General features: G+C 64.0%; 24 protein-coding genes and 1 pseudogene. 13 read left to right on the top strand and 12 right to left on the bottom strand.

All coding sequences use genetic code 11. The features are described from left to right. Nucleotides 1-34: 34 nt before the first annotated feature. From NP_RS04350 to phnE, 3 genes are read left to right on the top strand one after another with little or no spacing between them, the layout of a single operon-like run. The gene (locus tag NP_RS04350; RefSeq protein WP_011322598.1) at nt 35-958 is read left to right on the top strand and encodes a phosphate/phosphite/phosphonate ABC transporter substrate-binding protein; all 924 of its coding nucleotides are present in this window, start codon (nt 35-37) and stop codon (nt 956-958) included. After that, nucleotides 959-1,660 (top strand): phosphonate ABC transporter ATP-binding protein, encoded by a 702-nt coding sequence (locus NP_RS04355; RefSeq protein WP_011322599.1) that lies wholly within the window; start codon nt 959-961, stop codon nt 1,658-1,660. Further along, a complete protein-coding gene (gene phnE, locus NP_RS04360; RefSeq protein WP_011322600.1) occupies nt 1,653-2,504 on the top strand; it encodes a phosphonate ABC transporter, permease protein PhnE in 852 nt (283 codons plus the stop codon). The genes NP_RS04355 and phnE overlap by 8 nt, the downstream gene beginning before the upstream one ends. A gap of 57 nt (nt 2,505-2,561) precedes the next feature. On the opposite strand, the gene NP_RS04365 is transcribed toward phnE, so the two are convergent. Beyond that, complete coding sequence (locus NP_RS04365) at nt 2,562-3,779, bottom strand: acyl-CoA dehydrogenase family protein (protein ID WP_011322601.1); 1,218 nt, start codon at nt 3,777-3,779, stop codon at nt 2,562-2,564. Between the two features lie 261 nt (nt 3,780-4,040). Here NP_RS04365 and NP_RS04370 point away from each other — a divergent pair, with 261 nt between their 5' ends. From NP_RS04370 to NP_RS04380, 3 genes are all read left to right on the top strand, one after another. Further along, nucleotides 4,041-5,672, top strand: a complete 1,632-nt coding sequence (locus NP_RS04370; RefSeq protein WP_011322602.1) for a methyl-accepting chemotaxis protein — start codon at nt 4,041-4,043, stop codon at nt 5,670-5,672. Next, a complete protein-coding gene (locus NP_RS04375; RefSeq protein WP_011322603.1) occupies nt 5,672-6,373 on the top strand; it encodes a bacteriorhodopsin in 702 nt (233 codons plus the stop codon). The genes NP_RS04370 and NP_RS04375 overlap by 1 nt, the downstream gene beginning before the upstream one ends. A gap of 91 nt (nt 6,374-6,464) precedes the next feature. Next, a complete protein-coding gene (locus NP_RS04380) occupies nt 6,465-6,674 on the top strand; it encodes a hypothetical protein (RefSeq protein ID WP_011322604.1) in 210 nt (69 codons plus the stop codon). On the opposite strand, the gene NP_RS04385 is transcribed toward NP_RS04380, so the two are convergent. From NP_RS04385 to NP_RS04405, 5 genes are all read right to left on the bottom strand, one after another. Further along, the gene (locus NP_RS04385; RefSeq protein ID WP_011322605.1) at nt 6,671-7,294 is read right to left on the bottom strand and encodes an HAD family hydrolase; all 624 of its coding nucleotides are present in this window, start codon (nt 7,292-7,294) and stop codon (nt 6,671-6,673) included. The two genes, NP_RS04380 and NP_RS04385, sit on opposite strands and share 4 nt — an antisense overlap. A gap of 42 nt (nt 7,295-7,336) precedes the next feature. Beyond that, the gene (gene lwrS / locus NP_RS04390) at nt 7,337-7,735 is read right to left on the bottom strand and encodes an LWR-salt protein (protein ID WP_011322606.1); all 399 of its coding nucleotides are present in this window, start codon (nt 7,733-7,735) and stop codon (nt 7,337-7,339) included. Further along, the gene (locus NP_RS04395) at nt 7,732-8,010 is read right to left on the bottom strand and encodes a 4a-hydroxytetrahydrobiopterin dehydratase (RefSeq protein WP_011322607.1); all 279 of its coding nucleotides are present in this window, start codon (nt 8,008-8,010) and stop codon (nt 7,732-7,734) included. Before NP_RS04395 ends, lwrS begins: the two co-directional genes overlap by 4 nt. Before the next feature lie 88 nt (nt 8,011-8,098). Continuing rightward, the gene (locus NP_RS04400; protein WP_011322608.1) at nt 8,099-8,248 is read right to left on the bottom strand and encodes a 30S ribosomal protein S14; all 150 of its coding nucleotides are present in this window, start codon (nt 8,246-8,248) and stop codon (nt 8,099-8,101) included. 63 nt (nt 8,249-8,311) lie between these two features. Continuing rightward, nucleotides 8,312-9,151, bottom strand: coding sequence for a COX15/CtaA family protein (locus NP_RS04405; protein WP_011322609.1), 840 nt, complete (start codon nt 9,149-9,151; stop codon nt 8,312-8,314). Nucleotides 9,152-9,327: 176 nt separating this feature from the next. Between NP_RS04405 and NP_RS04410 the strand changes: the two genes are divergently transcribed. The 5 genes from NP_RS04410 to NP_RS04430 all read left to right on the top strand — a co-directional run bounded on the left by NP_RS04410 (nt 9,328) and on the right by NP_RS04430 (nt 14,998). After that, on the top strand, nt 9,328-11,583 hold the full coding sequence (locus NP_RS04410; protein WP_011322610.1) for an NADP-dependent malic enzyme: 2,256 nt from the start codon (nt 9,328-9,330) through the stop codon (nt 11,581-11,583). A gap of 82 nt (nt 11,584-11,665) precedes the next feature. After that, nucleotides 11,666-12,505, top strand: a complete 840-nt coding sequence (locus NP_RS04415; RefSeq protein ID WP_011322611.1) for a transporter substrate-binding domain-containing protein — start codon at nt 11,666-11,668, stop codon at nt 12,503-12,505. A 5-nt stretch (nt 12,506-12,510) separates the two neighbouring features. After that, the gene (locus tag NP_RS04420) at nt 12,511-13,299 is read left to right on the top strand and encodes an amino acid ABC transporter permease (protein WP_011322612.1); all 789 of its coding nucleotides are present in this window, start codon (nt 12,511-12,513) and stop codon (nt 13,297-13,299) included. Further along, on the top strand, nt 13,296-14,024 hold the full coding sequence (locus tag NP_RS04425) for an amino acid ABC transporter ATP-binding protein (protein WP_011322613.1): 729 nt from the start codon (nt 13,296-13,298) through the stop codon (nt 14,022-14,024). The genes NP_RS04420 and NP_RS04425 overlap by 4 nt, the downstream gene beginning before the upstream one ends. After that, entirely contained in the window at nt 14,021-14,998 is a 978-nt protein-coding gene (locus tag NP_RS04430) for an amino acid ABC transporter permease (RefSeq protein ID WP_011322614.1), read from the top strand. The genes NP_RS04425 and NP_RS04430 overlap by 4 nt, the downstream gene beginning before the upstream one ends. Here the strand turns inward: NP_RS04430 and NP_RS04435 are convergent, their stop codons facing one another. Further along, the gene (locus NP_RS04435; RefSeq protein WP_011322615.1) at nt 14,999-16,450 is read right to left on the bottom strand and encodes a replication factor C large subunit; all 1,452 of its coding nucleotides are present in this window, start codon (nt 16,448-16,450) and stop codon (nt 14,999-15,001) included. 163 nt (nt 16,451-16,613) lie between these two features. On the opposite strand from NP_RS04435, the gene NP_RS14730 reads away from it, so the two are divergent. Next, nucleotides 16,614-16,757: a hypothetical protein gene (locus NP_RS14730; protein ID WP_011322616.1), complete on the top strand. Its 144-nt coding sequence runs from the start codon at nt 16,614-16,616 to the stop codon at nt 16,755-16,757. A gap of 14 nt (nt 16,758-16,771) precedes the next feature. On the opposite strand, the gene NP_RS04440 is transcribed toward NP_RS14730, so the two are convergent. Further along, nucleotides 16,772-17,506 (bottom strand): hypothetical protein, encoded by a 735-nt coding sequence (locus tag NP_RS04440; protein ID WP_011322617.1) that lies wholly within the window; start codon nt 17,504-17,506, stop codon nt 16,772-16,774. Between the two features lie 88 nt (nt 17,507-17,594). Here NP_RS04440 and radB point away from each other — a divergent pair, with 88 nt between their 5' ends. Then, a complete protein-coding gene (gene radB / locus NP_RS04445; RefSeq protein ID WP_011322618.1) occupies nt 17,595-18,290 on the top strand; it encodes a DNA repair and recombination protein RadB in 696 nt (231 codons plus the stop codon). Nucleotide 18,291: 1 nt separating this feature from the next. On the opposite strand, the pseudogene NP_RS15135 reads toward radB, so the two are convergent. The 4 genes and pseudogenes from NP_RS15135 to proS all read right to left on the bottom strand — a co-directional run. Then, nucleotides 18,292-18,489, bottom strand: a pseudogene (locus tag NP_RS15135) (hypothetical protein); the annotation flags it as partial. A gap of 396 nt (nt 18,490-18,885) precedes the next feature. Beyond that, on the bottom strand, nt 18,886-19,548 hold the full coding sequence (locus NP_RS04450; RefSeq protein ID WP_011322619.1) for a ribonuclease H family protein: 663 nt from the start codon (nt 19,546-19,548) through the stop codon (nt 18,886-18,888). A 75-nt stretch (nt 19,549-19,623) separates the two neighbouring features. Further along, nucleotides 19,624-24,150, bottom strand: coding sequence for a glutamate synthase large subunit (gene gltB, locus NP_RS04455; RefSeq protein WP_011322620.1), 4,527 nt, complete (start codon nt 24,148-24,150; stop codon nt 19,624-19,626). Between the two features lie 169 nt (nt 24,151-24,319). Next, nucleotides 24,320-25,768: a proline--tRNA ligase gene (gene proS / locus NP_RS04460; protein ID WP_011322621.1), complete on the bottom strand. Its 1,449-nt coding sequence runs from the start codon at nt 25,766-25,768 to the stop codon at nt 24,320-24,322. Between the last annotated feature and the right edge of the window lie 89 nt (nt 25,769-25,857).

The following is a 25,857-nucleotide window of genomic DNA, read 5'->3' on the forward strand; positions in this document are numbered from 1 at the left end:
AGTGTTATCCCCGCCTAATACAAACGGGATAGCAATGCGACGACGCACGTACCTCACCGCTGCAGGCGGCCTCTTTGCCGCCGGGCTCGCTGGCTGTACCGACGAGGAGCCGACCGGTAACGGAAACGGCGACACCGGCGAGGAACCGATGACCGTCGGCGAGTGGGCCGACGGCCACATCGAGTTCGCGCTGCCGCCGTTTCAGGACGCCGAGGAACTGACCGCAGAGTACGAGCCCGTCTTCGAGTGGCTCGAAGACGGCTTTGACGGTGTCGACACAGTCACTGCGACCCCGACGACGAGCTACAGCGCCGTCGTCGAAAGCGTCGTCAACGGGCACACTGAAATGGCGAACCTCTCGCCGATAATCTATGCGCTCGCCGCCGAGGACGGCGTCAACCCGCTTGCAGTCAACTGGTCGCACGGTAGCGAGGCCTATCACACCTACATCGCCACCCGCGCCGAGACGGACATCGAGACGTTGGCCGACATCCAGGGGCACACGATTGCGATGGTCGACCCGCTGTCGACGAGCGGCGGGCTGTTCCCCCGCTACATGCTCGACGAGGCTGGCCTCGATGCCGGCGACGTGGATACGGAGCCGGGGGATTTCGACATCGACTGGGCGTTCGGCCACGGGGCTGCGCTCGATGCGTTGCAGGCCGGCCACGTTGATGCGGCCGCCTACGGCGACTTCGAGCACCCGGACGACGATGACATCGTTCGCGTCGCCGAGAGCGACCCCATCCCGTTCGACCCGGTGGTCGCCAAGCCGGAGACGCCCGACGCCGTTCAGGAAGCGCTCATCGACCGACTACTGGAGACGCCCGAAGACGTACTCGAAGCCCACCGCATCGACCGCTTCGGCGAGGTCGAGCCCGGGACCTACGACCCGGTCCGCAATGTCGCCGAGGCGATGGGCGTCGACATTGCCGACCTCGAGGAAGACGACGACTGAATGCTTTCCGTCTCGGGACTGACGAAGCGCTACGGTGACGAACGCGCCCTCGACGATGTCTCTGTCGACCTCCAGCGCGGCGAGTTGACGGTACTCGTCGGTCGCTCGGGGGCCGGCAAGACGACGTTGCTTCGCTGTCTCGACGGTCTGGAACAGCCCGACGACGGGACCATCGAACTCGACGGTCGTGCGCCGGCTACAACGGATGTCGCCCTCGTTTTCCAGGCGGGCGCGCTTGTCGACAGCAAGTCGGCGCTCTCGAACGTCCTTGATGGGGCGCTCGGGCGACTCCCGTCGTGGCGGGAACTGCTCGGCGTCTATCCGGCCGACGAAAAGCGGGCGGCGATAGCCCGGCTTCACGACGTTGGATTGGGTGGCTACGCCGACCGCCGCGTCGGAACGCTGTCGGGCGGCCAGCGCCAGCGAGTCGGCATCGCCCGCGCGCTCCAACAGGAGCCGGCGGTACTCTTGGCCGACGAGCCGGTCGCGAGTCTCGACCCCGAAACCGGCCGGGACGTTCTCGAACGGGTAGCGGCGGTCGTTCGCGACGACGACCTCATCGGGGTTGTCAGTCTCCACCAGCCGCGGCTCGCCGAACCTATCGCCGACCGCTATCTCGGCCTCGCGGACGGTCGGCTAGTGTTGGACCGCCCCGCAGCGGCGCTCGACCGCGAGGATATTACGGCCGTCTACGATGACTGACCCTGATTCGGTCGATGAGGAGCTCGCCCGCATTCAGCGGCAGTGGCAACGCCGGATGGTCGTCAGAGCCGTCGCCGTTGCCGCCGTCGTTGCTGCTGTCGTCGCTGCCGGCCGGTGGCTCGGCTTCGACCTCGGGTATCTCTATGCCCACCGGCAGAACCTTCAGGACATCCTCCTCGAAGAGATGCTCGCTCCACGCGCGCTGTGGGCGCAGCTACAGGGTGACGCGCCGACGCTGTTGCCGGCCGCTGTCGAGACGCTTGCCATCGCCGGTGTCGGTACCGCCATCGGCCTGCCGCTGGCGTTCGCGCTCGGCGTCCTCGCGGCGGGCAACGTCACGCCGCGCTACGTCAGCACCCCCGCCAGACTGTTTCTCGGAACGCTCCGTGCAGTCCCGAGTATGGTGTATGCGCTGCTTTTTGTCATTCTCGCCGGATTGGGGGCAGTCGCCGGCACGCTCGCCATCGCTGTCGGGACGGTCGGTGACCTCGGGCGGCTCTTTGCTGACGAACTCGAAGAGGTCGACGAGACGCCGGCGGAGGCGGTCAGCTCGGCGGGTGCGGGCGTTGCTGCGACGACTGCGGCCGCTCGACTCCCGCAGGTGACGACGGCCTATATTGCGTGGACGCTGTTCTATCTTGAGCTCAACGCCAGAAAGAGTTCGGTGCTCGGCATCGTCGGTGCCGGCGGTATCGGCTATCCGCTCATCATGGCGTTCCGCGCCCGCAACTACACCCGCGTCATGGCGGCTATCGTCGTCATCCTCTGTCTCGTTGTCGGCGTCGAGACGCTCGCCAACCGGCTTCGCGGTTGGCTTGATGCCGAGCGGAACGCCTCGCGCTGAAACCCGTATCAGCCTGTTTGGGCTTCGGGGGAGGCGACCGCAGACTGTCCGGCCCGGTTAGCCGTCGAACCGTGTCACCGGCTCCAGCTCTTCGCTTTTGACATCCGAGAACGCCTCGCGGGAAATGACGCGCTTGTGGACCTCGTCGGCTCCATCGACGAGCCGGAACTGCCGAACGCTCTCGTAGAAGTCGGCGATGGGGAGGTCTTTGGCGATGCCGTTGCCGCCACAGAACTGCAGCGAGGTGTCGACGGCTTCCTGTGTGACGTTGGCGGTGAAGACTTTCGCCATCGAGACTTCGAGCCGGGCTTCGTTGCCGGCCGAAATCGAATCGGCCGCTTGGCGGATGAGCGCCCGCGCGGCAGCGAGCCGCGTGCGGTGTTCGGCGACTTCGTGCCGTGGAACCTGCTTTTCAGCCAGCTTCGAGCCGAACGCCTCGCGTTCGGACATATACGCTGTCGCGATGTCGAGCGCCCGTTCGGCCATCCCCGAGTACCGCATACAGTGGGTCAGGCGGGCCGGTCCGAGCCGCTCTTGGACGTGTGCAAAGCCCATCCCTTCCTGTCCGAGGAGGTGTTCTTCGGGGACGCGGACGTTGTTGTACTTGATTTCGGCGTGGCCGATGCCGTGGGTCTCGCTGCCGAGATGCGGGATGTTCCGCTCGATTTCGACGCCGTCGGCGTCGGCAGGAACGATAAACACCGAACAGCCCTCGTAGGGATGGGCTTCCTGGTCGGTTCGAGCGAACACCAGCAGAATGTCGGCCTGGATACCCTTCGTCGTCCACCACTTGTGGCCGTTGATGACCCACTCGTCGCCGTCCTTTTCGGCAGTCGTTTTCAGCATTTTGGGGTCGGAGCCGCCGCCCTGCATCGGTTCGGTCATCGAGAAGCCGGAAACGATGTCGCCGGCCACGAGCGGCTCGAGATACTCTTCCTTTTGGAGTTCGGAGCCGTGCAACTCCAGCAGATGCATGTTGCCTTCGTCGGGGGCGTCGACGCGCATCGCGGCCGCGCCGAGCAGGCTCCGACCGGCTTCCTCGAACGTCGGCAGCACATCACGGAAGTCATACCCCATGCCGCCGTATTCCTCGTCTATCTGCGGCGCGTAGACACCGTAGTCTCGGGCTGCCTCACGCAGTTCCTCGAGTGTGCCGTCCGAAACAGCCATCCCACCGGCCATCTCCCGTTCCTTCGGCAGCACGACCTCCTCCATCAGGTCATTGGCTCGCTCGGCAAGCTCTGTCGCTTTCTCCGAATCGTTGTACGATAGCATACCGACCGATACCGTCCACATGGTAATAAACATGTGGTACCGAACTCACATTGTTAGTTAGAGGCTGAGAACAAACACACGATGTTAGGGACAGTCACCTAAAGGACCGACCCCATGCTTTTGGCCGCGCTGCTTTGCCGCTGCTGGGCATTTCCCTCCCGCTTGACTGTGTGAAAAATACGTGGTTATAAAATTACCGCCGGATACCGGCGCCGAACTTCCCCGGAGCCTTTTATTGCTCCTTGTGAACAGTTTCCAATCATGCGCTTGGGGAGAAACTCACAACAGGTTTCCAGCGGGTTACCCGCTGGACTCGGTCGAATCGGCCAGCAATACAGCCTGAAGATAACTGGCTTTCTGGCCGCCATCTTCGTGCTGACGCTCCTGTTTGCGGCTGCTGCCGCCCGCCATGTCGCCACGGGCGCGGCCGGAACAGCGGTTGACCGCGCGGTCGCTGGCTTCGCCGGGCTGATGCTCGTGCTGTTTGTCAACCTCGGTCTGGTGGCCATCGTCATGGGCGGCAACGTCTCGCTTTCGTTGCAGCGGCTGAGCCGCAAGGCCGAACGCATCGGCGACGGCGAGTTCGATGTCGATATCCGGACGCCGCGAAATGACGAAATAAGCGACCTCTATGGGTCGATTCGGACGATGCGTGACTCGCTTGAGACGACCCTGTCGGACCTCGAAGCGACCCGCGAGGAGATGGCGGCCGAGCGGGAACGGGCAACGGAAGCGAAACGGCGTGCTGAGGCGCAAAACGAGGAACTACTGGAGACTGCAGCGCAGTTCTCGGCGGCGATGTCTGCGTGTGCCGCCGGCGACCTCTCCCAGCGACTTGACGCCGATACTGACGATGAGGCAATACGAAACATCGTCGACTCGTTTAACGACATGCTCGACGAACTGGAGGCGGCCGTCGCCGGCGCTCAGGAATCGGCCCGGCGTATCGACCGACTGTCGGCCGACCTCGACGGCTCCGGTGACGACCTCCAAACCGGCAGTGCGGATGTCGTAGCCGCGGTCGACACTATTGCGGATGGGGCCGCGCGACAGACCGACGAACTGCAGGAAGCCGCCGCCGAAATCAGCCAACTCTCGGCGACGACTGAGGAGGTCGCCTCGACCACCGACACCATCGCCGAGCGGTCGGCAGCCGTCGCCGAGCGGGCCGCGGAGGGCAGCAACGCCGCCGCCGGGACGGCCGAACGGATGGAAGACACCGTAGCGAAGACCGAAACTGTCGTCGAGACCGTCGACGACCTCGTGGCCGAGGCGGACGAAATTGAGGCTATCATCGAGACCATCGAAGATATCGTCGACCAGATTACCGTGCTGGCGCTGAACGCCAACATCGAGGCTGCCCGCTCCGACGCTGGCGGTGAGGGCTTTGCGGTCGTCGCCGACGAGGTCAAAGCCCTTTCTGAGGAGACGATGGCTGCCGTCGACGACATTGAGGCGACCTTGGAGTCGATACAGCGGATGGCCGACCGCACCGCGGACGATATCGCAGGCGTCGACCAGAGCGTCCGGACAGCGGCGACAGACGCCGCCGAGGTCCGCAACCACCTTGAGACGATTAGCGCCGATATCGAGGATGTCGACGCGAGCATCCAGCAGATAGCCGACACCGCCGACACGCAGGCCCAGACGGCACAGGAACTCTCCGAAATCGTTGATTCGGTCGCCGACATCTCCGCCGAAACAACCGACGAAGCCAACTCGGCGGCCGCTACCGCCGACGAGATGGCGGCTGCAACCGAGACTGTTGCTGAGACGGCCGCTGACCTCGATGCTGAGGCTGCCGAACTCAGCAACGCCATGGCGGCCTTCGATGCCGAGACGAAGCCGACTCCCCAGACAACTGCCGAGCCTGAGCCGGGGGTGAGTGACTAATGCTGCCGACCTCGACAATATATCTCGGCATGGTGGTGGCACTCAGTCTCGGCGCCGTCGTATTCGCCGCCGTCGCGTCACGGTTGTCGGGTACCGCCCGCCGGCTCGGGCTTATTGCTGCCGTCCCGGCGGCGGCGATGGCCGTTGCATACCTCGGGATGGGTTTGGAGTGGCTCACTATTGAGACCGAAGGGCGAGAGCAGTCCATCATGCGGTTTCTCGGCTACACGGTCGCGCTGACGGCGTACACGTACCTGCTGGCGCGTCCGGTCGGGCTTTCCCGGCGGAAGGCCGTCGGACTACTCGCGGTGTTACTTGTCACCCTCTGGAGCGCACTTGCGACGTGGCTGACGACCGGTGCCGCCGAGAGTGCTATCACGCTGCTTTCAATTTCCGCGTATCTCTTTGGCGTCTACCTGCTGTTCAAGCCGTTTTCGCGGGTGGCTGCGGCGGCCCCCGGCGAGGCGCGGCTCCTGTACGGAAAGCTACGGAACCTCTTTGTGCTCTGCTGGGGTGGACTACTCGTCGCTTCCGCCATCTCCGAACAGGCGATAGGGCTCACTGACGCGTTCATCGGGCAGTTCGCCGCCAGCTACATCGACCTCGTGTTGATGCTCGGCATCGGGGGACTGGTGCTGTTTTCCCGCTTCGTCAGAGACCCCACCGCCACGGAGCGTGCGGACGCGACTGCCGCTGACTGACCTGTCGGCTGCTGTCGGCTCTGTCCTTTTTGCTCGGTTCTCCCCGCAGTGACCCCACAGTTTTAACGCGGTCGGACGATAGGGTTCACCCATGTCCGACGACTACGACATCGACCCCGAGTTCCTGTACCCGTCTGATGCTGATGTTCTCGATATCTCAGCGGGCGACGACGGCAAAGTCCACGTTCGCTTCGTTGTCCCGTCGCCCGACACCGGTGACGCGCTCGAACTCGATGCTGTCGTCGAGAGTATCGAGGAAAGCGACACCGAACTCCCGCTGGACGACGAACTCTACGACTAAGCCAACTCGTCGACTCGCGAGAGCCGGTGGTCGCCGACAACACAGAGCCCTCGCTGTTCTGGACTGTGCCGTTCGACGTGTGCGCCGTCGAGCCCGGCGTTCCATGCCGCACCGATGTCGTGGGGGCCGTCGCCGACTAACACCCCATTGCCGTCCGCATCGAGCGCCGACAGCGCAAGTTCGACTGGCTTCGGGTCCGGCTTCCAACCGGTCGACTCTGTACAGCAGACGACGGTGTCGAACCAGTCTTCGATATCGAGCTCCGAGAGCACCGCCTCCGTGAGGTACGACTGACAGTGCGTAACAAGCGCTGTCGGCGCATCGATATCTCCGACGACGGCCGCATCCGCGTAGAGAAAGGTCGCATCGGCTCTCGCCGCCGGGTCTTCGACCTCGTGGAACGCCGTCCAGAACTGCTCTGGGGCAACGCCCCACGAACGCAGCGCTTCGTTCCGTGCGCCGCCGAGCCCGTGCCAGATACCATCGGCCTGCCGCTCGCTGAACGCGTATCCGAGCCGGTCGCCGACGCGGTCGAAAACGCTGCGGACGTACTCCGGCTCGACATCGACCAACGTCCCGTCGAGGTCGAACACCCATCTGTCGTACGTCGAATCGGTCATCGACTACGCTAGGTGATGCGGACGAAAATGGCTTCCGCCGGGTCACTCGTCCCGGACGTGGATGCGCGACCCGAGGTATTTTTTCTGTACCTCCGCGGTGTCGTCGGCGTTAAACAACTCAAGGTTCGCCCCGATTTCTGCTTTGAGCGCCTCGTAGTAGTCGCGGTCGGTCCGAAGCTCTCGAAAGTCGATATTCTCGATGTCGACTCCGAGGGCCGATTCCAGCGACGCTCGGAGATATGCGGGGTCGTTAATCTCACCGCGCCAGAGGGTATCGCGGAAAAAGAGCCACCCGTCTTCACCGGGCGACACAGCGGCTCTGTACACTGTCGTCTCGATTCGTTCCGGCTCGACGCGGAGGTCGGGGTCCGACGGGGACAGCCGAACCTGTGCTCGAAAGATGTATTCGGCGTCGCCGGCGTCCGCGTCGGTAGCAGTCATTCTGCCAGTTCGTCGAACCGCTCGGCGAGGTCGATATCCTTCTGTGTGATGCCACCGGCGTCGTGGGTCGTCAGCCGCACCTCGACCTCCCGCCAGCCAATGGTCATCTCGGGGTGGTGGAACGCCTCCTCAGCGAGGCCGCCGGCCGCCGACGCGAAGCCGACGCCTTCGAGATAGCTCTCGAACTCAAAGGTGCGGACGATTTCGTCGCCGTCGCGGTCCCACGCCGCCGGGAGCTGTGCCTGTATCTCGTCGTCTGTGAGCCGGTCGCTCATATCTGCCTATACGGCCCGGGCGTGAATAAAGGTACGTCGGCCAAGTGCTTACGTCGGCCAAGTGCTGGGTCCCCCGCGCCCGCCAGCCTCAGTCGTACTTCTTGAAACCCATGTCCCGTGCCATCTCGCGGAACGACTGTCGGCACAGCCAGATGTCGTACTTTCCCACGAGCCCCTGCTTGCGGCCGGTGTCCCGGCAGACGTGTCTATCCTCGTCGGTCGGGTCTTGTGCGCCCATGGCGCTTCGTTGGCCCCGGCGCTACAAAGAAGTTGTTAATATGGAGGTATAGTTAATAACCCGTCAGTCTCCGGCCGGGGCAGCGGCCCCCTCCAGCGCTTGCGACCGGTCGTGAACCTGCTTGACCACGCCCAGCGTCAGCACGAACGCGACAAACGAGATACCGAGAATCGCGAGCTGTCCCTCGTCGCCGAAGGCCCAGCGGGCGACGATGAGCTGTGCGATGATAAGTACCGATGCCCCCCCGGCCGCCGCCGGGACCGCTCTGAGGCCGAGTTCACGCCCCCACAGCGCCGCTACGAGCAGCGCCGAGAACATCGCAAACCCGAGCCCGTAGTAGACGAACTGGACAACCTCACCGAACGTAAAGAGCAGCCGCGGTGTCAGGACGACCATCACCGGGAAGCCGAGCAGCGCGCCGACGCCGGCCTGTTTGACCTTCGACATCGTGACCGTCGTCACGTCGCCGTACGCCCAGACGGTCGCCGCCACGAGTAGCCCGAGGATAACCGACGCGAGGCCGAAATGCAGCGTCAACACCAGAATCGAGTACCCGAAGACGAACTCTTGAACCAGCACGGTAAACGCGCCGAAGACGATTTGTAGCGGCGTCAGTAGGAGTGCCACGAGCGTCGCCAGCTTGACCCGCCGCTGTGCGCCGCCGCGCCACGCTGCGTACGCCGAGCCGATGATGAGGAAGCCGGTAATCATCGCGATAAGCCGGTGGAACCACTCGATAAAGGACATGAAGTTCGCGGGGAAGAGCCCGAAGACCGCCCCGTCACAGAGCGGCCACCGGGCCTCACAAGTCAGTCCCGCTCCGGCCGTCGCGGTCAGTACGCCAATGAGCGCCGTCAGCGCCGTCGTAACCGTGGTCGCGAGCAGGAGCCGCCGGAAGTCCATATTTCGAACTCTCTCACCGACCGCTATATACCCCCCGAATCCGGATACCAACGCCGCTGTCTACTCGGAACGGCGATATACCCCGTTGGACGCTGCGGTCGGCTACCAGTACGGGCAATATCTGCATGATTTTTTATGTTGGGTAGCTTTTTGGGGTCGCTGTACGGGGTACCCCTATGGGACTGGACGAGGATTCACTCGAGTATCACCGGCAGGAGCCACCGGGCAAGCTCGAGATTTCGACGACGAAGCCGACAAACACGCAACGGGACCTCTCGCTGGCATACTCACCGGGGGTCGCCGCGCCGTGTACGGAAATTGCCGACGACCCCGAGGACGCCTACACCTACACCACCAAGGGGAACATGGTCGGTGTCGTCTCGAACGGCACGGCCGTGCTCGGACTGGGGGACATCGGCGCACAGGCCTCGAAGCCGGTCATGGAAGGCAAGGGCGTTCTCTTCAAGCGCTTTGCCGACATCGACGTCTTCGATATCGAACTCGACCAAGACGACCCCGACGACATCGTCACCTCGGTCAAGGCGATGGAGCCGACGTTCGGCGGCATCAACCTCGAAGACATCAAGGCCCCCGAGTGTTTCGAGGTCGAAGAGCGTCTTCGGGAGGAAATGGACATCCCGGTGTTCCACGACGACCAGCACGGCACCGCCATCATCTCCGGAGCCGCCCTGCTCAACGCCTGCGAAATCGCGGATAAATCCCTCGAAAACCTCGAAATCGTTTTCTCCGGAGCCGGGGCTTCCGCTATCGCGACGGCGCGGTTCTACGTCTCTCTCGGTGTCGACCCCGACAACATCACGATGTGTGACTCCTCGGGCATCATCACTGAATCGCGCGCCGACGCCGGCGAACTCAACAAGCACAAACAGGAGTTCGCCAGCGAGGGCGACGGCGGCGACCTCGCGGATGCGATGGCGGGCGCCGATGTCTTTGTCGGCCTCTCTGTTGGCGGCCTCGTCGACCAAGAGATGGTCCAGTCGATGGCTGAAGACCCGATTATCTTCGCGATGGCCAACCCGGACCCCGAAATCGGCTACGAGGCAGCCAAGCAGGCCCGTGATGACACGGTCATCATGGCAACGGGGCGCTCGGATTATCCCAATCAGGTCAACAACGTCCTCGGCTTCCCCTTCATCTTCCGCGGCGCGCTCGATGCCCGTGCAACCGAAATCAACGAGAAAATGAAGGTGGCGGCCGCTGAGGCCCTTGCTGACCTCGCAAAGCAGGACGTACCCGACGCCGTCGTCAAGGCCTACGGCGACCAGCCGCTGCAGTTCGGCCCCGAGTATATCATCCCGAAGCCGCTTGACCCACGCGTTCTCTTCGAGGTTGCACCCGCGGTCGCGGAGGCGGCGATGGAATGTGGCGCGGCCCGCGACGACCTCGACCTCGACGCCTACGCCGAGCGGCTCGAAGCACGACTGGGCAAGTCCAGAGAAATGATGCGAGTCGTCCTCAACAAGGCCAAAAGCGACCCCAAGCGGCTCGTCCTTGCCGAGGGCGACGACGAGAAGATGGTCCGAGCAGCCTATCAACTGGTCGACCAGGGCATCGCCCATCCCATTCTCATCGGTGACAAGGACGTTATCTGGGAGCACGCCCAGCGGCTCGGGCTTGATTTTGAGCCGGAAATCGTCGACCCCGAGGAGGGGAACCTCGACCCCTACGCCGAGCGGCTCCACGAGCTCCGCCAGCGGAAGGGTGTTACCCGACGTGAGGCCGACGAGCTCATCAAGGATGGCAACCATCTCGGCAGCGTGATGGTCGAGATGGGTGACGCCGATGCGATGCTGACGGGCCTGATGCACCATTATCCGTCCGCGCTGCGGCCGCCGCTGCAGATCATCGGCACCGACGACGAGTCGGAGTACGCGGCGGGCGTCTACATGCTCACGTTCAAAAACCGGGTGGTCTTCATCGCCGACGCCACCGTCAACCAGTCGCCCGATGAGGACGTTCTCGCCGAGGTGACGCGACGGACGGCGGACCTTGCCCGTCGATTCAACGTCGAACCGCGGGCCGCGCTGCTTTCCTACTCCGACTTCGGCAGCGTCGACAACGAGGGGACGCGAAAACCCCGCCGGGCCGCGGAGATGCTCCGGGACGACGACGCCGTCGATTTCCCCGTCGACGGCGAAATGCAGGCCGACACCGCCGTCGTCGAGGACGCATTGCAGGGGACATACGACTTCTCCGACCTCGATGAGCCGGCGAACGTGCTCGTGTTCCCGAACCTGGAGGCGGGCAACATCGCCTACAAGCTACTCCAGCGACTCGGCGGTGCCGAGGCCATCGGCCCCATGCTCGTCGGCATGGACAAACCCGTCCACGTCCTCCAGCGCGGCGACGAAGTCAAAGACATCGTCAACCTCGCCGGCGTCGCCGTCGTCGACGCGCAGTCGAACGGATAAGGTCTATTTCGGACCGCTAACGTTTCGATAGTCGTCGCCTCGGTGTCGAAACGTTCAAATCCGTCTCGTGTAAGCCACAGGTATGGAATCCGACCCGACACTCGATAGACGAAGCTACCTCTCCGCGGTCGGGGCCGCTGGACTCGCAGCTGGCGCTGCCGGCTGTGTCGGCCTCGACGATGGCAACGGCGACGGCAACGGCGACGGCAACGACGACGACTCTGACGACGACTCTGACGACGACACCCGGACCATCGTGGCCGGAACAGCCCCCGGGTTCCCGCCCTTCGAATTCCGCCAAGACGGTGAGCTTCTCGGCTTCGATATCGACCTCACCGAGGCTGTCATCGAACGCTCCGACTACGAGTTCGGCGGCTGGGAGACCTTCGAGTTCGACTCGCTGATTCCAGCCCTCCAGAACGGGAACATCGATGTCATCGCAGCCGCGATGACGATAGAAGACGAGCGACGCGAGCAGATTGCCTTTTCGGACGCTTATTATGAGGCCGACCAGTCGGTCCTCGTCCGTAGCGACGACGACGACCTTCCGCAATCCCGTGAAGACCTTTCGGGCAGCATCGTCGGCGCACAGGGAGGCACCACCGGGGAAAACGAGGTCGACCGCCTCATCGACGACGGCATCATCCCCGAGTCGGACAAAAACGTCTACGACAACTACACGCTTGCGGCCACCGACCTCGAAAACGGCAACATCGACGCCGTCGTCGTCGACGTGCCGGTTGCCCGGACGTTCTCCGAGGACCTTGCGGTGGAGGTCGCTTTCGAGATAGAGACCGGCGAGGAGTACGGCTTCGGCATCCGCCAAGATGACGAGGAACTCGTCGCCGCGGTCAACGACGGCCTCGAAGCCGTCACCGACGACGGAACCTACAACGACCTCGTCGCCGAATGGTTCGAGTGAGATAGATGGAGCCGCTGGCACTGCAGGCGACCGACTGGCAGTTCGCCTGGGTAACTCTCCAGACGACTGACTGGCAGTTCGTCTGGGAGAACCGGGCAATTCTCCTGCAGGGCTTTCTGGTCACCGTCCTCTTGACGCTTGTGAGCGTCCTGCTTGGCTTTCTGGCCGGGTTCCCAGCCGGCGCAATCGAGGTGTACGGTCGCGGGCCGCTCCGGTCGGCCGTCCGAACAGTTGGGGTGCTCCTCCGCGGAACGCCCATCGTCGTGCTGATGGTGCTTTTCTTCTTCGGGCTGCCGCTGCCCGACCCTGGTGACATCACCTTCAGCAGCATCACGCTCGGCAACACGACCATCCCGGAGTTCAGCGTCGGTTTTGAGGCGTTCTTTGCGGCGATGCTCGCGTTGGGGCTCCGAAGTGCTGCCTACCAGTCACAAGTGTTCCGCGGCGCCATACAGAGCATCGACGAGGGGCAGGTCGCCGCCGCCCGGTCTGTTGGGCTCTCGAAGTACGAGGCTATCAGACACGTCGTCGTACCGCAGGCCCTCCGTCGCTCGGTCCCCGGCTTCCAAAACGAGTTCACAATCGTCCTAAAAGACACGAGCATCGCCTTCGCCATCGGGCTGGCGGAGCTTTTGACCCGCGGCTACGACCTCTTTACCCAGCCCGGCCAGAGCACGGCGGTCCTCGAAGTGATTCTCGCCGTCAGCCTGATTTACTTCGTGCTGACGTTCACGACGAACCGCGCGCTGGATGCTCTCTCCGACTACTACGCGATTCCGGGTGGAGACTCATGACCGAACTACTCAGCTTCGACGACGTTTCGAAATCGTACGGCGACGAACAGGTGCTCGACGGTGTCAGCTTCGCGATGGAGCAATCCGACGTGGAGGTGATAATCGGCCCGAGCGGCAGCGGCAAATCGACGATGCTCCGGTGTGTCAACCGCCTGACCGATATCGACGACGGCGCTATCTATCTCGACGGCCACTCGATTCACGACATCGGGGTCAACGACCTCCGCCGGCGAGTCGGCATGGTGTTTCAGGACTTCAACCTCTTTGCCCACCGGACGGCGCGGGGCAACATCACTCTCGGTCTCCGGAAAGTACGGGGATTCTCGAAGGAGGACGCCGTCGCCGCCGCCGACGAACATCTCGAACGGGTCGGTCTCGCCGACCAGGCGGCGTCCTACCCCGCCGAACTTTCAGGGGGACAGAAACAGCGCGTCGGCATCGCCCGCGCGCTGGCGATGGACCCCGAACTGCTGCTGTTCGACGAGCCGACGAGCGCTCTCGACCCGGAGCTTATCGGCGACGTGCTCTCGGTGATGGGCGACCTCGCCGACGAGGGGATGACGATGCTCTGTGTGACCCACGAGATGAGCTTTGCCCGGTCGGTCGCCGATACGATTACGTTCCTCGACGATGGCCGGATTGCGGAGCGCGGTCCGCCCGAACAGCTCTTTGAGGCCCCGGAAACCGACCGGGCACGGGATTTCCTCGGTGAGATAGACGGATGACCAGTCGAGACGACGCCCTCGGTACCTCGTCGCTTTCCTCGACGGGCCGGACCGCCCTGCTCGTGGTCGGGATTGCCTTCTGGGGCTGGCTGCTGACGCGGTGGGCCTACGACTGGGTTATCAATCCCGGCGTCGGTGTGAGTAGCCGCGAGCCCTTCGTCCCCGCCGGGCCGTTCGAAGCCGCTGGCGGCTGGTTCGAAGGGCTCGCCGCCGATGCGGGCGTCCTCTCGACACCGCTCGGCTGGCTTGCGTGGCTGTTTGACTTCATCGCATTCGGGGTGACCGTCATGCCGGCGCTGGCTGCCGGCGCGTGGCTGACCATCGTCCTGACCGTGCTGGGCATGTTCTTTGGCATCTTTATCGCGGTGCCGCTTTCGGTCGCCCGCGTGTATGGGTCCCGGCCGCTCCGCTGGCTGTCGCTTGCCTACACCGAACTCATTCGCGGGACGCCGCTTCTCGCCCAGCTTTTCGTGCTGTACTACGGGCTGCCGCTTTCTGGAATCATTAGAGAGCTCCCGGGTGTCGGTGTCGGCCCGGTTCCACGGGCGGCCGTCTGGGTTGCAGTCATCGGTTTCACCATCAACAGCTCCGCCTATCAGGCCGAATACATCCGGTCTGCGCTCCAGTCGGTCGACGCCGGCCAGTTGACCGCTGCCCGGTCGGTCGGGCTCTCGAAGACCGAGAGCATCCGACATGTCATCCTTCCGCAGGGGCTCCGGTATGCGATTCCGGGCTGGACAAACGAGTTCATCTATCTCATCAAATACTCATCGCTGGCGGCCTTCATCGCCGTCCCGGAGCTGTTCCGGCGCGCCAGAAACATCGGCTCCGATACGTTCCGCTATTTGGAGATGTATCTCATCGTTGCGCTGTTTTATCTCGCATTGGTGCTGACGCTGTCTGTGCTGATGGATTCCTTCGAAAAGCGGGTCGCGATTCCGGGGCTCGGAACGGCAGCCGACGACCGCGAGTAGCTACATGAAGTCGGACAGGCCGGCCTGTCCGTCGTCGCTTTCTTCGGCGTCGGCTGTCCCGTCCGACTGCTCCCGATTTACCGATTCCTCCTTCGGCTCGTCGGCTCCAAATGCCGCTAGCGTGTCCCCGTCGTCGTCATCGTCGCTTTCGGTATCCGATTGTGCGTCGTCGACGGCGGGCGCGAAGATACCGCCGCCGTGGTCGACGGCCGCCGTTTCGCGGCGCGTTTCGGCGTCTTCGACGATACCCTGTACTTTGTTGGTGGTCTTTCCCGAACCGGTGATGAAGGCGACGTGTTCGGCGTCGAGTTCGTAGCGGGCAGTCATTCGGACGGTTAGCTCCCGGTTGTTACAGTGGTGTGTCATCGCCGACAGGTAGGGGAGTATCTCCCGACGGGCCGTTGCGGTCGAAACGCCGGCGCTTTCGGCGATGCGGGTGGCGATATAATCCCGCGTCGAGTCCCGCGAGGAGCGATACGGTGCGCCGCCGTAGCGGGTCCAGCCCCCGCGGTCTTCTTGTCGGACGGCGGCAACACCGGCAGCGACGTTGTCGGTCGCGTACCGCCAGTAGCTGTAGTTCTGCGTGGCTCTGACGCGGCCGAGCCAGACATCGGCGTCGGCCAGATGCTCGTAGGCGTCGGCCAACTCGTCGCCCTCGTAGACTTTCGGCACCTTGTCCTCAATCCATTGGAGCAGGTTATCGGGCGTCTCATCGACAGCGTAGGCCGTCTGGAGCGCCTCCTCGGCAGACTCCTCCTTGAGGACCGCATCGAGAAACGCGAAGATGTCTTCGGTGCGGTCCCGGCTGCCTTCGCTTCCCTCCGGTTTGATTTCGCCGTCGCGCTCGCGGGCCTGCAGGTCCTTGACGGCCCCGCGGAGGTCCCCGCGATTGGCCTCGGCGATTTCTTGCAGCACGTCCTCGTCGAACTCGACGTTTTCCTGCCGACAGATATCGCGGAGTACGGGGACGATAGACCGAGCAGAGACATCCCGAAATTCGACGTCCCGGCAGGCGCTCCGCAGCCCCGAGGACATCTCGTAGTAGTCGTTGGCGATGAGCACGACCGGCTGGGTGGCGTCCTTGACGAGCCGCGTCATCGCCGCCGCGCCGCCGCGGTCCTTGTGCTGGTGGAGGTTATCGGCCTCGTCGAGAATGATGAGTTGGCGGCCGCCGCCCAGTGTCGCGTTCGAGGCCGCGCGGCCGGCGAACCGCTCGATTTCGTCTTTCGTCCGCGCATCGGAGGCGTTCATCTCCAGGACCGGCCACCCCATGTCGTTGGCGAGGGCGTGTGCGGCCGACGTTTTGCCGACGCCCGGCGAGCCATGGAGGATGACGGCCTCGCGGTGGTCCTCCCAGGCCTTGGCCCACTCCTCGAAGGCATCGCGGGCCTTGTTGTTGCCGCGGACCTCCGACAGCGTCGTCGGACGGTACGCTTCGGTCCAGTCGCTCATTGCCTGTCGGTTGGGGTGAGCCGCGTTTATGGGTTGTGGAGCACTGGCTGTTGGCCGTCCGCTATCGGCCGACAGCCCGTTTCCCGCTGTTGGTGCAACTATTGCCGCATTTGTGATTATCATTCATTACATTTAAGACCATGAGGGTTGTTGTCCGAAGTAGATGCCCCGAGACGAAATCGAGCCGATGGTTCCGATACTCCCGACCGACGAGCAGACTGAAACGACCGCCCGCACCGACGGCGGCCACCAGCAGCGCTACCACAACGGCGACGTAGACGCACCGCTCGTCCCGAACCTCGGGTAAGGTTTCGTCCGGGCCTACCCGCCGTTTTCTTGCTGACGATGCCTTCGTAGCGCCTCGGCTATCGTCAGGTCCCCGTTTGCGACCCGTCTCGCCAGCGCCTCGGTGATGGCCCGGTCGTCGTCGCTTTCCGCCCGTGAGCGGTCCTTGATGCGCTGGAGCTCCCCCGCGGTCGGTTCGATGTCGCGGCTGCTGACCCGCTCGCCCTCGATTCGGGCAATGTTGACCGCCGCGAGCACGTCGCCCATCCCGCGTGCCCCTGTTCCGAGATACGGCGTCGTGCCAGTCTCGTCGACCAGTTCGACGGGGATGTCTTCGAGTTCGTCGATAATCTTGGCTCCCTTGATGCGTGCTCCGTCACCGACCCGAACGAGCGGGTCGGCGGCGTCTTCGGTCTCGCGGGCGACGACCGCCGGCGCGTCCGCGGCGGGCACCTGAAACGCCGCGACGACCGTTCCGCCGACCAGCACCGCAATCCCGGGGCGCTCACCCGGGTCAACGCCGACGACGGTTCGACCGCCGTCGCCGCGCAGTAGTGCGACCGCCTCCTCGACGGCCCGACGCGGGTCGCCGGGGTTTGCTCGAACCGTCTCGATAGCGGGGTGTTCGTCTTCCGGGCCGACGATGGCGACTTCAGCGCCGTCGGGAAGCTCCTCGTCGGGTTCGACCGTCGTAAACGGCACGTCGCGGTCGCCGAGCTCGTCGACGACGCCGTGGTAGACCTCGAAGTCCGCTGTCGCGACGACTATCACTGCCGAGCGTTCGCCCGCGGTCGTCTTAATCTCTCTCCTCGTGTTGCGACTACGGAGGTTTTTATTCGGCGGCGGCAAAGCCCCGTTCGTGAGCGAGCCGATTCCAACGGGCTGTGACACGGTTGATACCCTCCTCGGCGGCGGCTTCGAACGTGGGACCGTCACGCAGTTGTACGGGCCGCCGGCCTCGGGCAAGACCAATCTCGCACTGTCGGCGGCCGTCCAGGTCGCCGCCGACGGCGGGACGGCGCTGTATATCGACACCGAGGGCGTCTCGCTCGACCGGTTCGAGCAGCTTGCCCGCGGCGCGACCGACGACCTCGAAGGCACCACGTCCCGTGTTATCATCTCCGATGCGCTCGATTTCGACGACCAACGGGAGGCGGTCCAAGACGCCGGCGACCTCGCTGCGACTGCCGATTTGGTCGTCCTCGACAGTGCAACCGGGTTCTACCGGCTCGAACGTGACACCGACGACGACGGCGAGACCCTCCGTGAAGTCGCAACGCAGGTGACACACTTGCTCGGGCTGGCCCGCCGCCACGACCTCGCGGTTGTCATTACTAATCAGGTCTACACCGACCCCGAGGCCGACAGCTCGCGGGTCCGACCGCTCGGCGGCCACACGCTCTCTCATTGGTCCGGAACGGTGCTTCGAATCGAGCGGTTCCGGGGGGGCAACCGACGGGCGACGCTGGAGAAACATCAGGCGAAAGCGGCCGGCGAGACGGCGCGATTCAAAATTACTGATTCGGGACTCGAAGGCGTCGACGAAGGCGTGTGAACTACCCCACCCTGCTCGCGCTGACGCGCTCGCTGAGGGTGGGGTTTCCTGCTTCCACGACGTTGTCAGACTGCGTCTGACAGCCAATCAGATTCCGCGGAATCTGATAAACGCGCTTTGCAGGACCCGGAGAGGTTCCCACAGGGAGCGCAGTCTCCACAGGCGTTCCTTCGGAGTGCCCCACTCCTAGTGTCTCGACGGGAGAGTTCCGTGGGACAGCGCACGCTTCTTGTCGCGTTCTAACGCTGTCCGTGGCTGGGAACTTCGCAAGGAGCGAGCCGTTCAACGTGGAACGGCGAGCGAGTCGAAGCCCACAGGTCGGAACGCCCATCTTATCTCTGGTTGGGCGTTCTCCGATAAAAATGCCTGCGTGGGCCTGTGGGACTGTTACCGGAACGTGCAGGGTGAGGTGAAGACGGCGTTGACGAATCGCGGAGCGATTCGTTCGCACACCAGAAATCTCCGATTTCTGGGGACGTCCTCAGAAACTACGTTTCTGATGTGCGAACGAGAGCTCCGCTCTCGTTAACGCTCCTTGTCCGCTTGCACGGACTGCGGTGCTTGTTGAGGACGGGGGCTTAGCGCCTGCATTCAGCTAATCGGAGGCTGACCCACCGGCCGCGCCGTCGGTCCGCTCGCGGTCGGCCCGCGACGGCGGCGGGTACCGGTCGTCGTCCGGACTCTGCCAGCGGTCGTCCCGCGGGAGCACACACCGGTCGACATCCCTGTTGACGTGTGCGTACTGGTCGGGTGTATTCGCCAGCGGATGGGCGGGGTTTTCGCCGCTGTCGATGCGAGCGGCTCGTAGCTCCCCAAAGCCAGCGACGCGGGCGCGAATCCCCCGCCAGTGGTGGGCCGTCCGTCCGGGCACCTCGAACGGATGCGGCGGGCGGCTGTCCGGGCCGCGTCCGGCGAGGGCCGCCCGGTTGACGTTCTCGGCGAGGTCGTCGTGGTCGACGAGGACGCCGACTGTCGCTGTCCGCGGCGCACGCGCCGCGAGCACGTCAAGCCCCAGATGGAGCGCCCGGTACTCGGCGACGTTGTTGTCGGGAACGGTGTCGGGAACTGAAAGCCGGGCGACGCGTTCGCCGCCGCGGGTCTCGATGACGACGCCCAACCCACCGCTGCCGTCGCTCCGATAGGAGCCGTCCGTCGCCACGTAGAACTCCCGCTGATGGGTGCGTGGCGGATGCGCGATATGTGGGGTGGGCGAGTCGTCGAAGAGGTTCCGCAGGACCGGCCGTCGGTGTGCGGCCATACTCGGATTTCTCGGCCGAGATATATAAACCCACGGCCGGGATGTCGGCGGCAGCGTGGGAAGACTACGTAGTCGCTAGTCGTCTGAAAGCGCCTGTCCGGTCGTTTCGGTGTCGGTTTCGGGGGTCGCTGGTGCCGGCAGCTCCGTCCGCACGTCGGCGTCTTCCTGTTCGTCGATGATGTCCGCGTAGGCGTCGGGCATCACCTTGACGAACTTTTCGAGCTCCTCGTCCCAGTTGTCGAGGATGTACTCGCCGCGGTCCGAATCGGTGTATGCGACGTGGTTTTCCAGCAGTCGGCGCAGCATCCGCCGGTCGTTTTCGTCCAGTTCATCGGTCGTCGAGACCATCCCGTAGTTGACCTTCTCTTCGAAGTCACCCTCTCGGTCGAGAACGTAGGCAACGCCGCCGGACATGCCCGCGGCGAAGTTCTTCCCCGTTTCGCCGAGGCAGGCGACGACGCCGCCGGTCATGTACTCACAGCCGTGGTCGCCGACCGACTCGACGACAGCCTTGACGCCGGAGTTGCGGACCGCAAAGCGCTCTCCAGCCATCCCGTTGATGTAGGCTTGGCCCTGCGTCGCACCGTAGAGTGCGACGTTGCCGATGAGGATGTTCTTTTCCGGCTCGTAGGGGGCGTCGTTCGGCGTGTTGACGACGAGCTTGCCGCCGGAGAGTCCCTTGCCGACGTAGTCGTTCCCCGTCCCGGTCAGCTGGAAGGTGACGCCGTCCTGCAGGAAGGCCCCGAAGCTTTGGCCCGCGGTGCCGCCGAAGTCGACGGTAACCGTGTCTTCCGGAAGCCCCTCGACGCCGTGTGCTTCGGAGATACGGTTCGAGAGTGTCGCCCCGACCGCTCTGTCGACGTTCGAGATATCGCGGTCGAGATGCGTCGGCCGACCGCTTTCGATTGCCTCGGCGGCCTCGTCGATGAGGTCCCAGTCGAGCGACTCGTCGACTTCGTGGGGCTGGGGTTCGGTCTTTCGTCGGTCGTTGCCGGCCGGCTCCGCCAGCACCGCCGAGAGGTCGAGCTTCTGTGCCTTCTCCTGTTCGACGTCATCGCGCTGCTTCAGCGCGTCGACACGGCCGACCATCTCGTCGACCGTCTCGAAGCCGAGCTCGGCCATAATCTCCCGCAGCTCTTGGGCGATGAACGTCATGTAGTTGATGACGTGCTGTGGCTCGCCCGGGAACCGCTGTCTGAGACCCTCGTCCTGCGTGGCAACGCCGACCGGACAGGTGTTCTCGTGGCACTGTCGGGCCATCACGCAGCCGGAGGTAACGAGCGGCGCTGTCCCGAAGACGTACTCCTCGGCCCCGAGTAGCGCGCCGACGGCGACGTCGTAGCCGGTCTTCATACCGCCGTCGACGGTGACACGGATTCGGGACCGGAGGTCGGTCGCCCGGAGCATCTGGTTGGCCTCGGCGAGTCCGAGCTCCCAGGGCAGCCCCGCGTTCTTGATGGACGTCTTCGGCGACGCGCCGGTGCCGCCCGAGTGGCCCGAGATGTGAACGACATCGGCGTTGGCCTTGGCAACCCCGGCGGCGATAGTGCCGATACCGGCCTCAGAGACCAGTTTGACGTTGATGTCTGCATCGGGGTTTGCAGCCTTGAGGTCGTGGATGAGCTGCTTGAGGTCCTCGATGGAGTAGATGTCGTGTAGCGGCGGCGGCGAGATGAGACCGACGCCCGGCGTCGAGTACCGGACGTGGGCTATCATCTCGTTTACCTTCTCGCCGGGGAGGTGGCCCCCCTCGCCGGGCTTGGAGCCCTGTGCCATCTTGATCTGTATCTCCTCGGCGTTTGTCAGGTACGTCGACGTGACGCCGAACCGCCCGGAGGCAACCTGTTTTACGTTACACTCCTTTTCGGTGTCGAACCGTTCCGGCGGCTCGCCACCCTCACCGGTGTTGGACTTCGCACCGAGGCGGTTCATCGCGATGGAGTTGTTCTCGTGGGCCTCCGGCGAGAGGCTCCCGAGGCTCATTGCCGCCGTCGAGAACCGTTCGACGATTTCCTCGACGGGCTCGACATCCTCGATGTCGACCGGGTCGCGGTCGGAGTCGAACTCCAGGAGCCCCCGGAGCGTCTGGAGGTTCTCCTGCTGGTCGTTCATCATCTCGGCGAACGCCTGATACTGCTCGTAGTCGCCCTGCCGAACGGCTTTCTGGAGCGTGCCGACCGACTCGGGATTCCACTCGTGGAACATCCCCGACGAACGGTGCTCGTATTCGCCCTGATGTTCGAGCTCCGGGTCGTCACCGAAGGCAATCTCGTATCGGTCCCGGAGGTCGGACTCGATGTCGTCGATGTCGACGCCTTCCGTCCGGGCGGTCGTTCCTTCGAAGTACTCGGCGACGAAATCCGAGTCCAGCCCGACGGCCTCGAATATCTGGGCGCCCTGATAGGATTCGACCGTCGAGATGCCCATCTTTGCCATCGTTTTCAGAAGGCCATCCTCGACGGCTTTGATGTAGGCTTCGATGGCCTTGCTTTCGTCGGCTCCGTCGGGGCCGGCGACGATATCGGCGATGGATTCGTAGGCGAGATATGGGTTGACCGCGCCGGCGCCGTAGCCGATACAGGTTGCGACGTGGTGGACGGCGCGCGGGTCGCCGGATTCGAGCACGAGGCCGACGTGGTTTCGGAGCCCGTTTCGGACGAGGTGGTGATGGATGCCGCCGGTCGCCAAAAGCGCCGGAATGGGCACTGCGTCCGGGCCGGCCTCCCGGTCCGAGAGGACGATGATGTCGTGGTCGTGTGCGGCTCTCGTCGCCTCCTCACGAACCGCCTCGACGGCGGCTTCGAGGTCGGAACCGGGGTCGAAGGTGATATCGAGGACGTATGTCGAGATATCGTCGTCAAGGTCCTTGATGGCGGCCGTCTCGTCGTCGGTCAGCACGGGTGAGTCGACGACGAGTTGGCGGGCGTGGTCGGGCGTTTCGTCGAGGAGGTTCCGCTGGAAGCCCAGCCGGGATTCAAGCGAGGTAACGAGTTCCTCACGAATGTAGTCCAGCGGCGGATTGGTGACCTGTGCAAAAAGCTGCTTGAAATAGCTGAACAGCGGCCGGTTGAACTGCGACAGTACCGAAAGCGGCGTGTCGTCGCCCATCGACCCGACCGGGTCCTTACCATCCGTCGCCATCGGCTCGATGAGATGGTCCATCTCGTCGCGGGTGTACCCGTACAGGGCCTGCTGCGAGCGGAGCGGGGCGTCGACATCGGTGCCGTGTGCTTCGGGTGCGTCGTCTTCGATGATGTCGCCGAGTTCGACCTGCTCGTCGTCGACCCACTCGCCGTATTTCTCGTCGACGAGCTCGTCGAAGATCTCGTCGTCGGGGATGACCCGCCCCTCGTTCGGGTCGGCGAGGAACAGTTGCCCGGGCTGGAGCCGGTCGCGCCGCTCGATGTCACCGAAATCGTGTTCGAGCGCGCCGGCTTCGCTGGCCATCACGAGCGTGTTGTCGCTCGTCACGTCGTAGCGGCACGGCCGGAGCCCGTTGCGGTCGAGTACGGCACCGACACGCTCGCCGTCAGTCGCGGCCACGAGTGCTGGACCGTCCCACGGCTCGACGAGCGAGGCGTGGTAGTCGTACCACTCCTGTCGCTCCTCTGGGACGTGGTTTTCGTCGCTTCGCCACGCCTCGGGAATCAGCATCCGGAGGGCATGCGGCATCTCGCGGCCGCCCTGCATGAGCAGCTCCAGCGCGTTATCGACTGAGGCGGTATCCGACTGGTCGGGGTCGTTGATGATGGGCCGTAGCGTCTCGATGTCGCCGCCGAAGTCCTCGTGTTCGAGGTCGTTTTCCCGGGCCCGCATCCAGTTGATGTTGCCTTGGATGGTGTTGAACTCGCCGTTGTGGATGATGTTCCGGTAGGGATGAGAGAGATGCCACGCGCCGAGGGTGTTCGTCGAGAAGCGCGCATGGACCATCGCAAACGTCGACTGGATCCGCTCGTCGCTCAACTCGGGATAGTAGTCGGCCAGCTGTTCGGCGGTGAGCAGGCCTTTGTAGACGACCGTATCGCGGTCAAGCGAGCAGACATAGAAGCGGGCCGCACCGTCAGGGTCGCGCTCCTCGATAGTCGTCTCAAGGTCGCGCCGGGCAACATACAGTGCTCGGTCGAAGGCCTCGTCGTCGAGGTCGGCGGTGACAAAACACTGGACGACAGCCGGCTCCGACTCTGTGGCTGTCCGGCCGAGCGAGTCGTTCTCCGTCGGCACTCGCCGCCAGGCAAACACGTCCAGCCCGTGCTCGGCAAAGACTTGCTCGGTGAGCTGCTGGAGTCCTGCAGCGGCCTCCTCGTCTTGCGGCATAAAGAGCGAGCCGACGGCGTAGTCGCCTTCGTCGGGCAGCCCGGCGACCTCGTCGGCGAAGAACTCGTGGGGCGTCTGCAGCAGGATTCCGGCCCCGTCGCCGGTTTTTTCGTCGGCTCCCGTCGTACCCCGGTGTTCGAGGTTCTCGAGCAGTTCGATTCCGTCTGCTACCGTCTCGTGTGACTGGTCTCCATCGAGGTCCATGACGACGCCGACGCCACAGTTGGCGCGGTGGTCGTCGGGGTCCGCGAGCCCGGCCGTGCCCGCGGTCGGTGTTTGCTCAGACATACTCGTCCATGACGAGTACCCGAATAAGAGACTTCCCCTCAAAGTATAACGGTGGATTTACCCCATGGAAGGGAATATAATGTCATATTTATATTTTTCATCAATTATCAATCGGCTTCCGGAGGACCGAACCACATCGCAAAAAAGAAACGGGAACCTCCCGGCGTTGCTAGTACGATTTCGCGAAGTACGCGGTCTCTGTTGCCTCGTCACCGCAGACGCCGCAGGTGTCGTAGACGGGCGGTTCGTCCTCATCGAGCGGTAACATCACGATTTCAGCGGCGATTTCGTCTTTGATTTCGGCTTCGCAGGCCTCGTCGCCACACCAGCCGGTCTTGACGTAGCCGCCGTGCTGGCCGAGCGTGCCGAGAATCTCCCCGCGACCGTGGGCTTTGCGGATGTTCTCTTCTAGTGTCGCTTCGGCGCTGGCGTAGAGCTTGGCGTAGACCGTCTCAAGTGCTTCATCGACGGCGTCTGTGATGCTCTCCCGTTCGGCGACGTCGCTTTCGCCGTCCGGCCGGTGGACGAGCGTCGCCGCTTCGTCTTCGACCTCGTTAGGACCGATTTCGATGCGGAGCGGGACCCCCTGCAACTCGTGTTCGTTGAATTTGAAGCCGGGGTTGCGCTCGTCGCGGTCGTCAAGCTCCACGCGGAACTGTTCGTCCAGCTCTGCCGCGAGGTCGGCGGCGTACTCTTTGACCGCTTCTTCGGTATCCGCTTGCCAGATGGGGACGACAACGACCTGCGTCGGAGCCAGCGCAGGCGGTATAACCAGCCCTTGGTCGTCCGAGTGGGTCATGATGAGCGCCCCAAGCGCGCGCCAGGACAGCCCCCACGAGGTCGTGTGTGCCGTCTGCTTTGTCTCGTCTTCGTCCGTATACTCGATGTCGAACGCTTCGGCGAAGGACGTCCCGAGGTAGTGTGAGGTCCCCGCTTGGACGGACTTCCCATCGGGCATCAGCGCCTCGATGGTCGTCGTCGTGTCCGCTCCCGGGAACTTGTCGTGTTCGGGCTTGCGTCCTGTCATGCCCGGTATCGCCATTACTTCCTCGTAGAGCCGCTCGTACTGTTCGAGCCGCGTCATCGTCTCGTCCCAAGCGCTTTCCTCGGTCGCGTGGGCCGTGTGGCCCTCCTGCCAGAGGAACTCCTTGGTTCGGAAGAACGGCTTCGTCTCGGTGGCTTCCCAGCGGACGACCGAACACCACTGGTTGACCCGCAACGGCAGGTCCCGGTAGCTGCGGACCCACTCGGCGATGAACGGCGTAATGATGGACTCGGAGGTCGGCCGTACCGCGAGTCGCTCTTCGAGTTCGTCGTGGCCGCCGTGGGTCACCCACGCGACCTCGGGGTCGAACCCGTCGACGATGTCCTTTTCGCGTTCCAGATACGACTCCGGAATGAACATCGGGAAGTACGTGTTCTGGACGCCCGTCTCTTTGAACCAGCCGTCGAGGTGGTCCTGCAGCCGTTCCCACAGCGCGTAGCCGCGGGGTCGGGTGACGATGAACCCGCCCATCGGCGCATAATCAGCCAGTCCGGCCTTCTGGACGACCTCGGCGTACCACTCCCCGGGGTTGTGCTCTTTGCTTTCGGTGATGCCGAGTTCTTGGTCGGTCATAGTCGCTCGTTGCCGTCCGTTCGTCGCCGCAACTTTATATACTATCGAAACGACCCCACCGACGTGTGCTGTGGTATGTGGTTGCACGG

This window comes from Natronomonas pharaonis DSM 2160, assembly GCF_000026045.1.
GTDB lineage: Archaea > Halobacteriota > Halobacteria > Halobacteriales > Haloarculaceae > Natronomonas > Natronomonas pharaonis.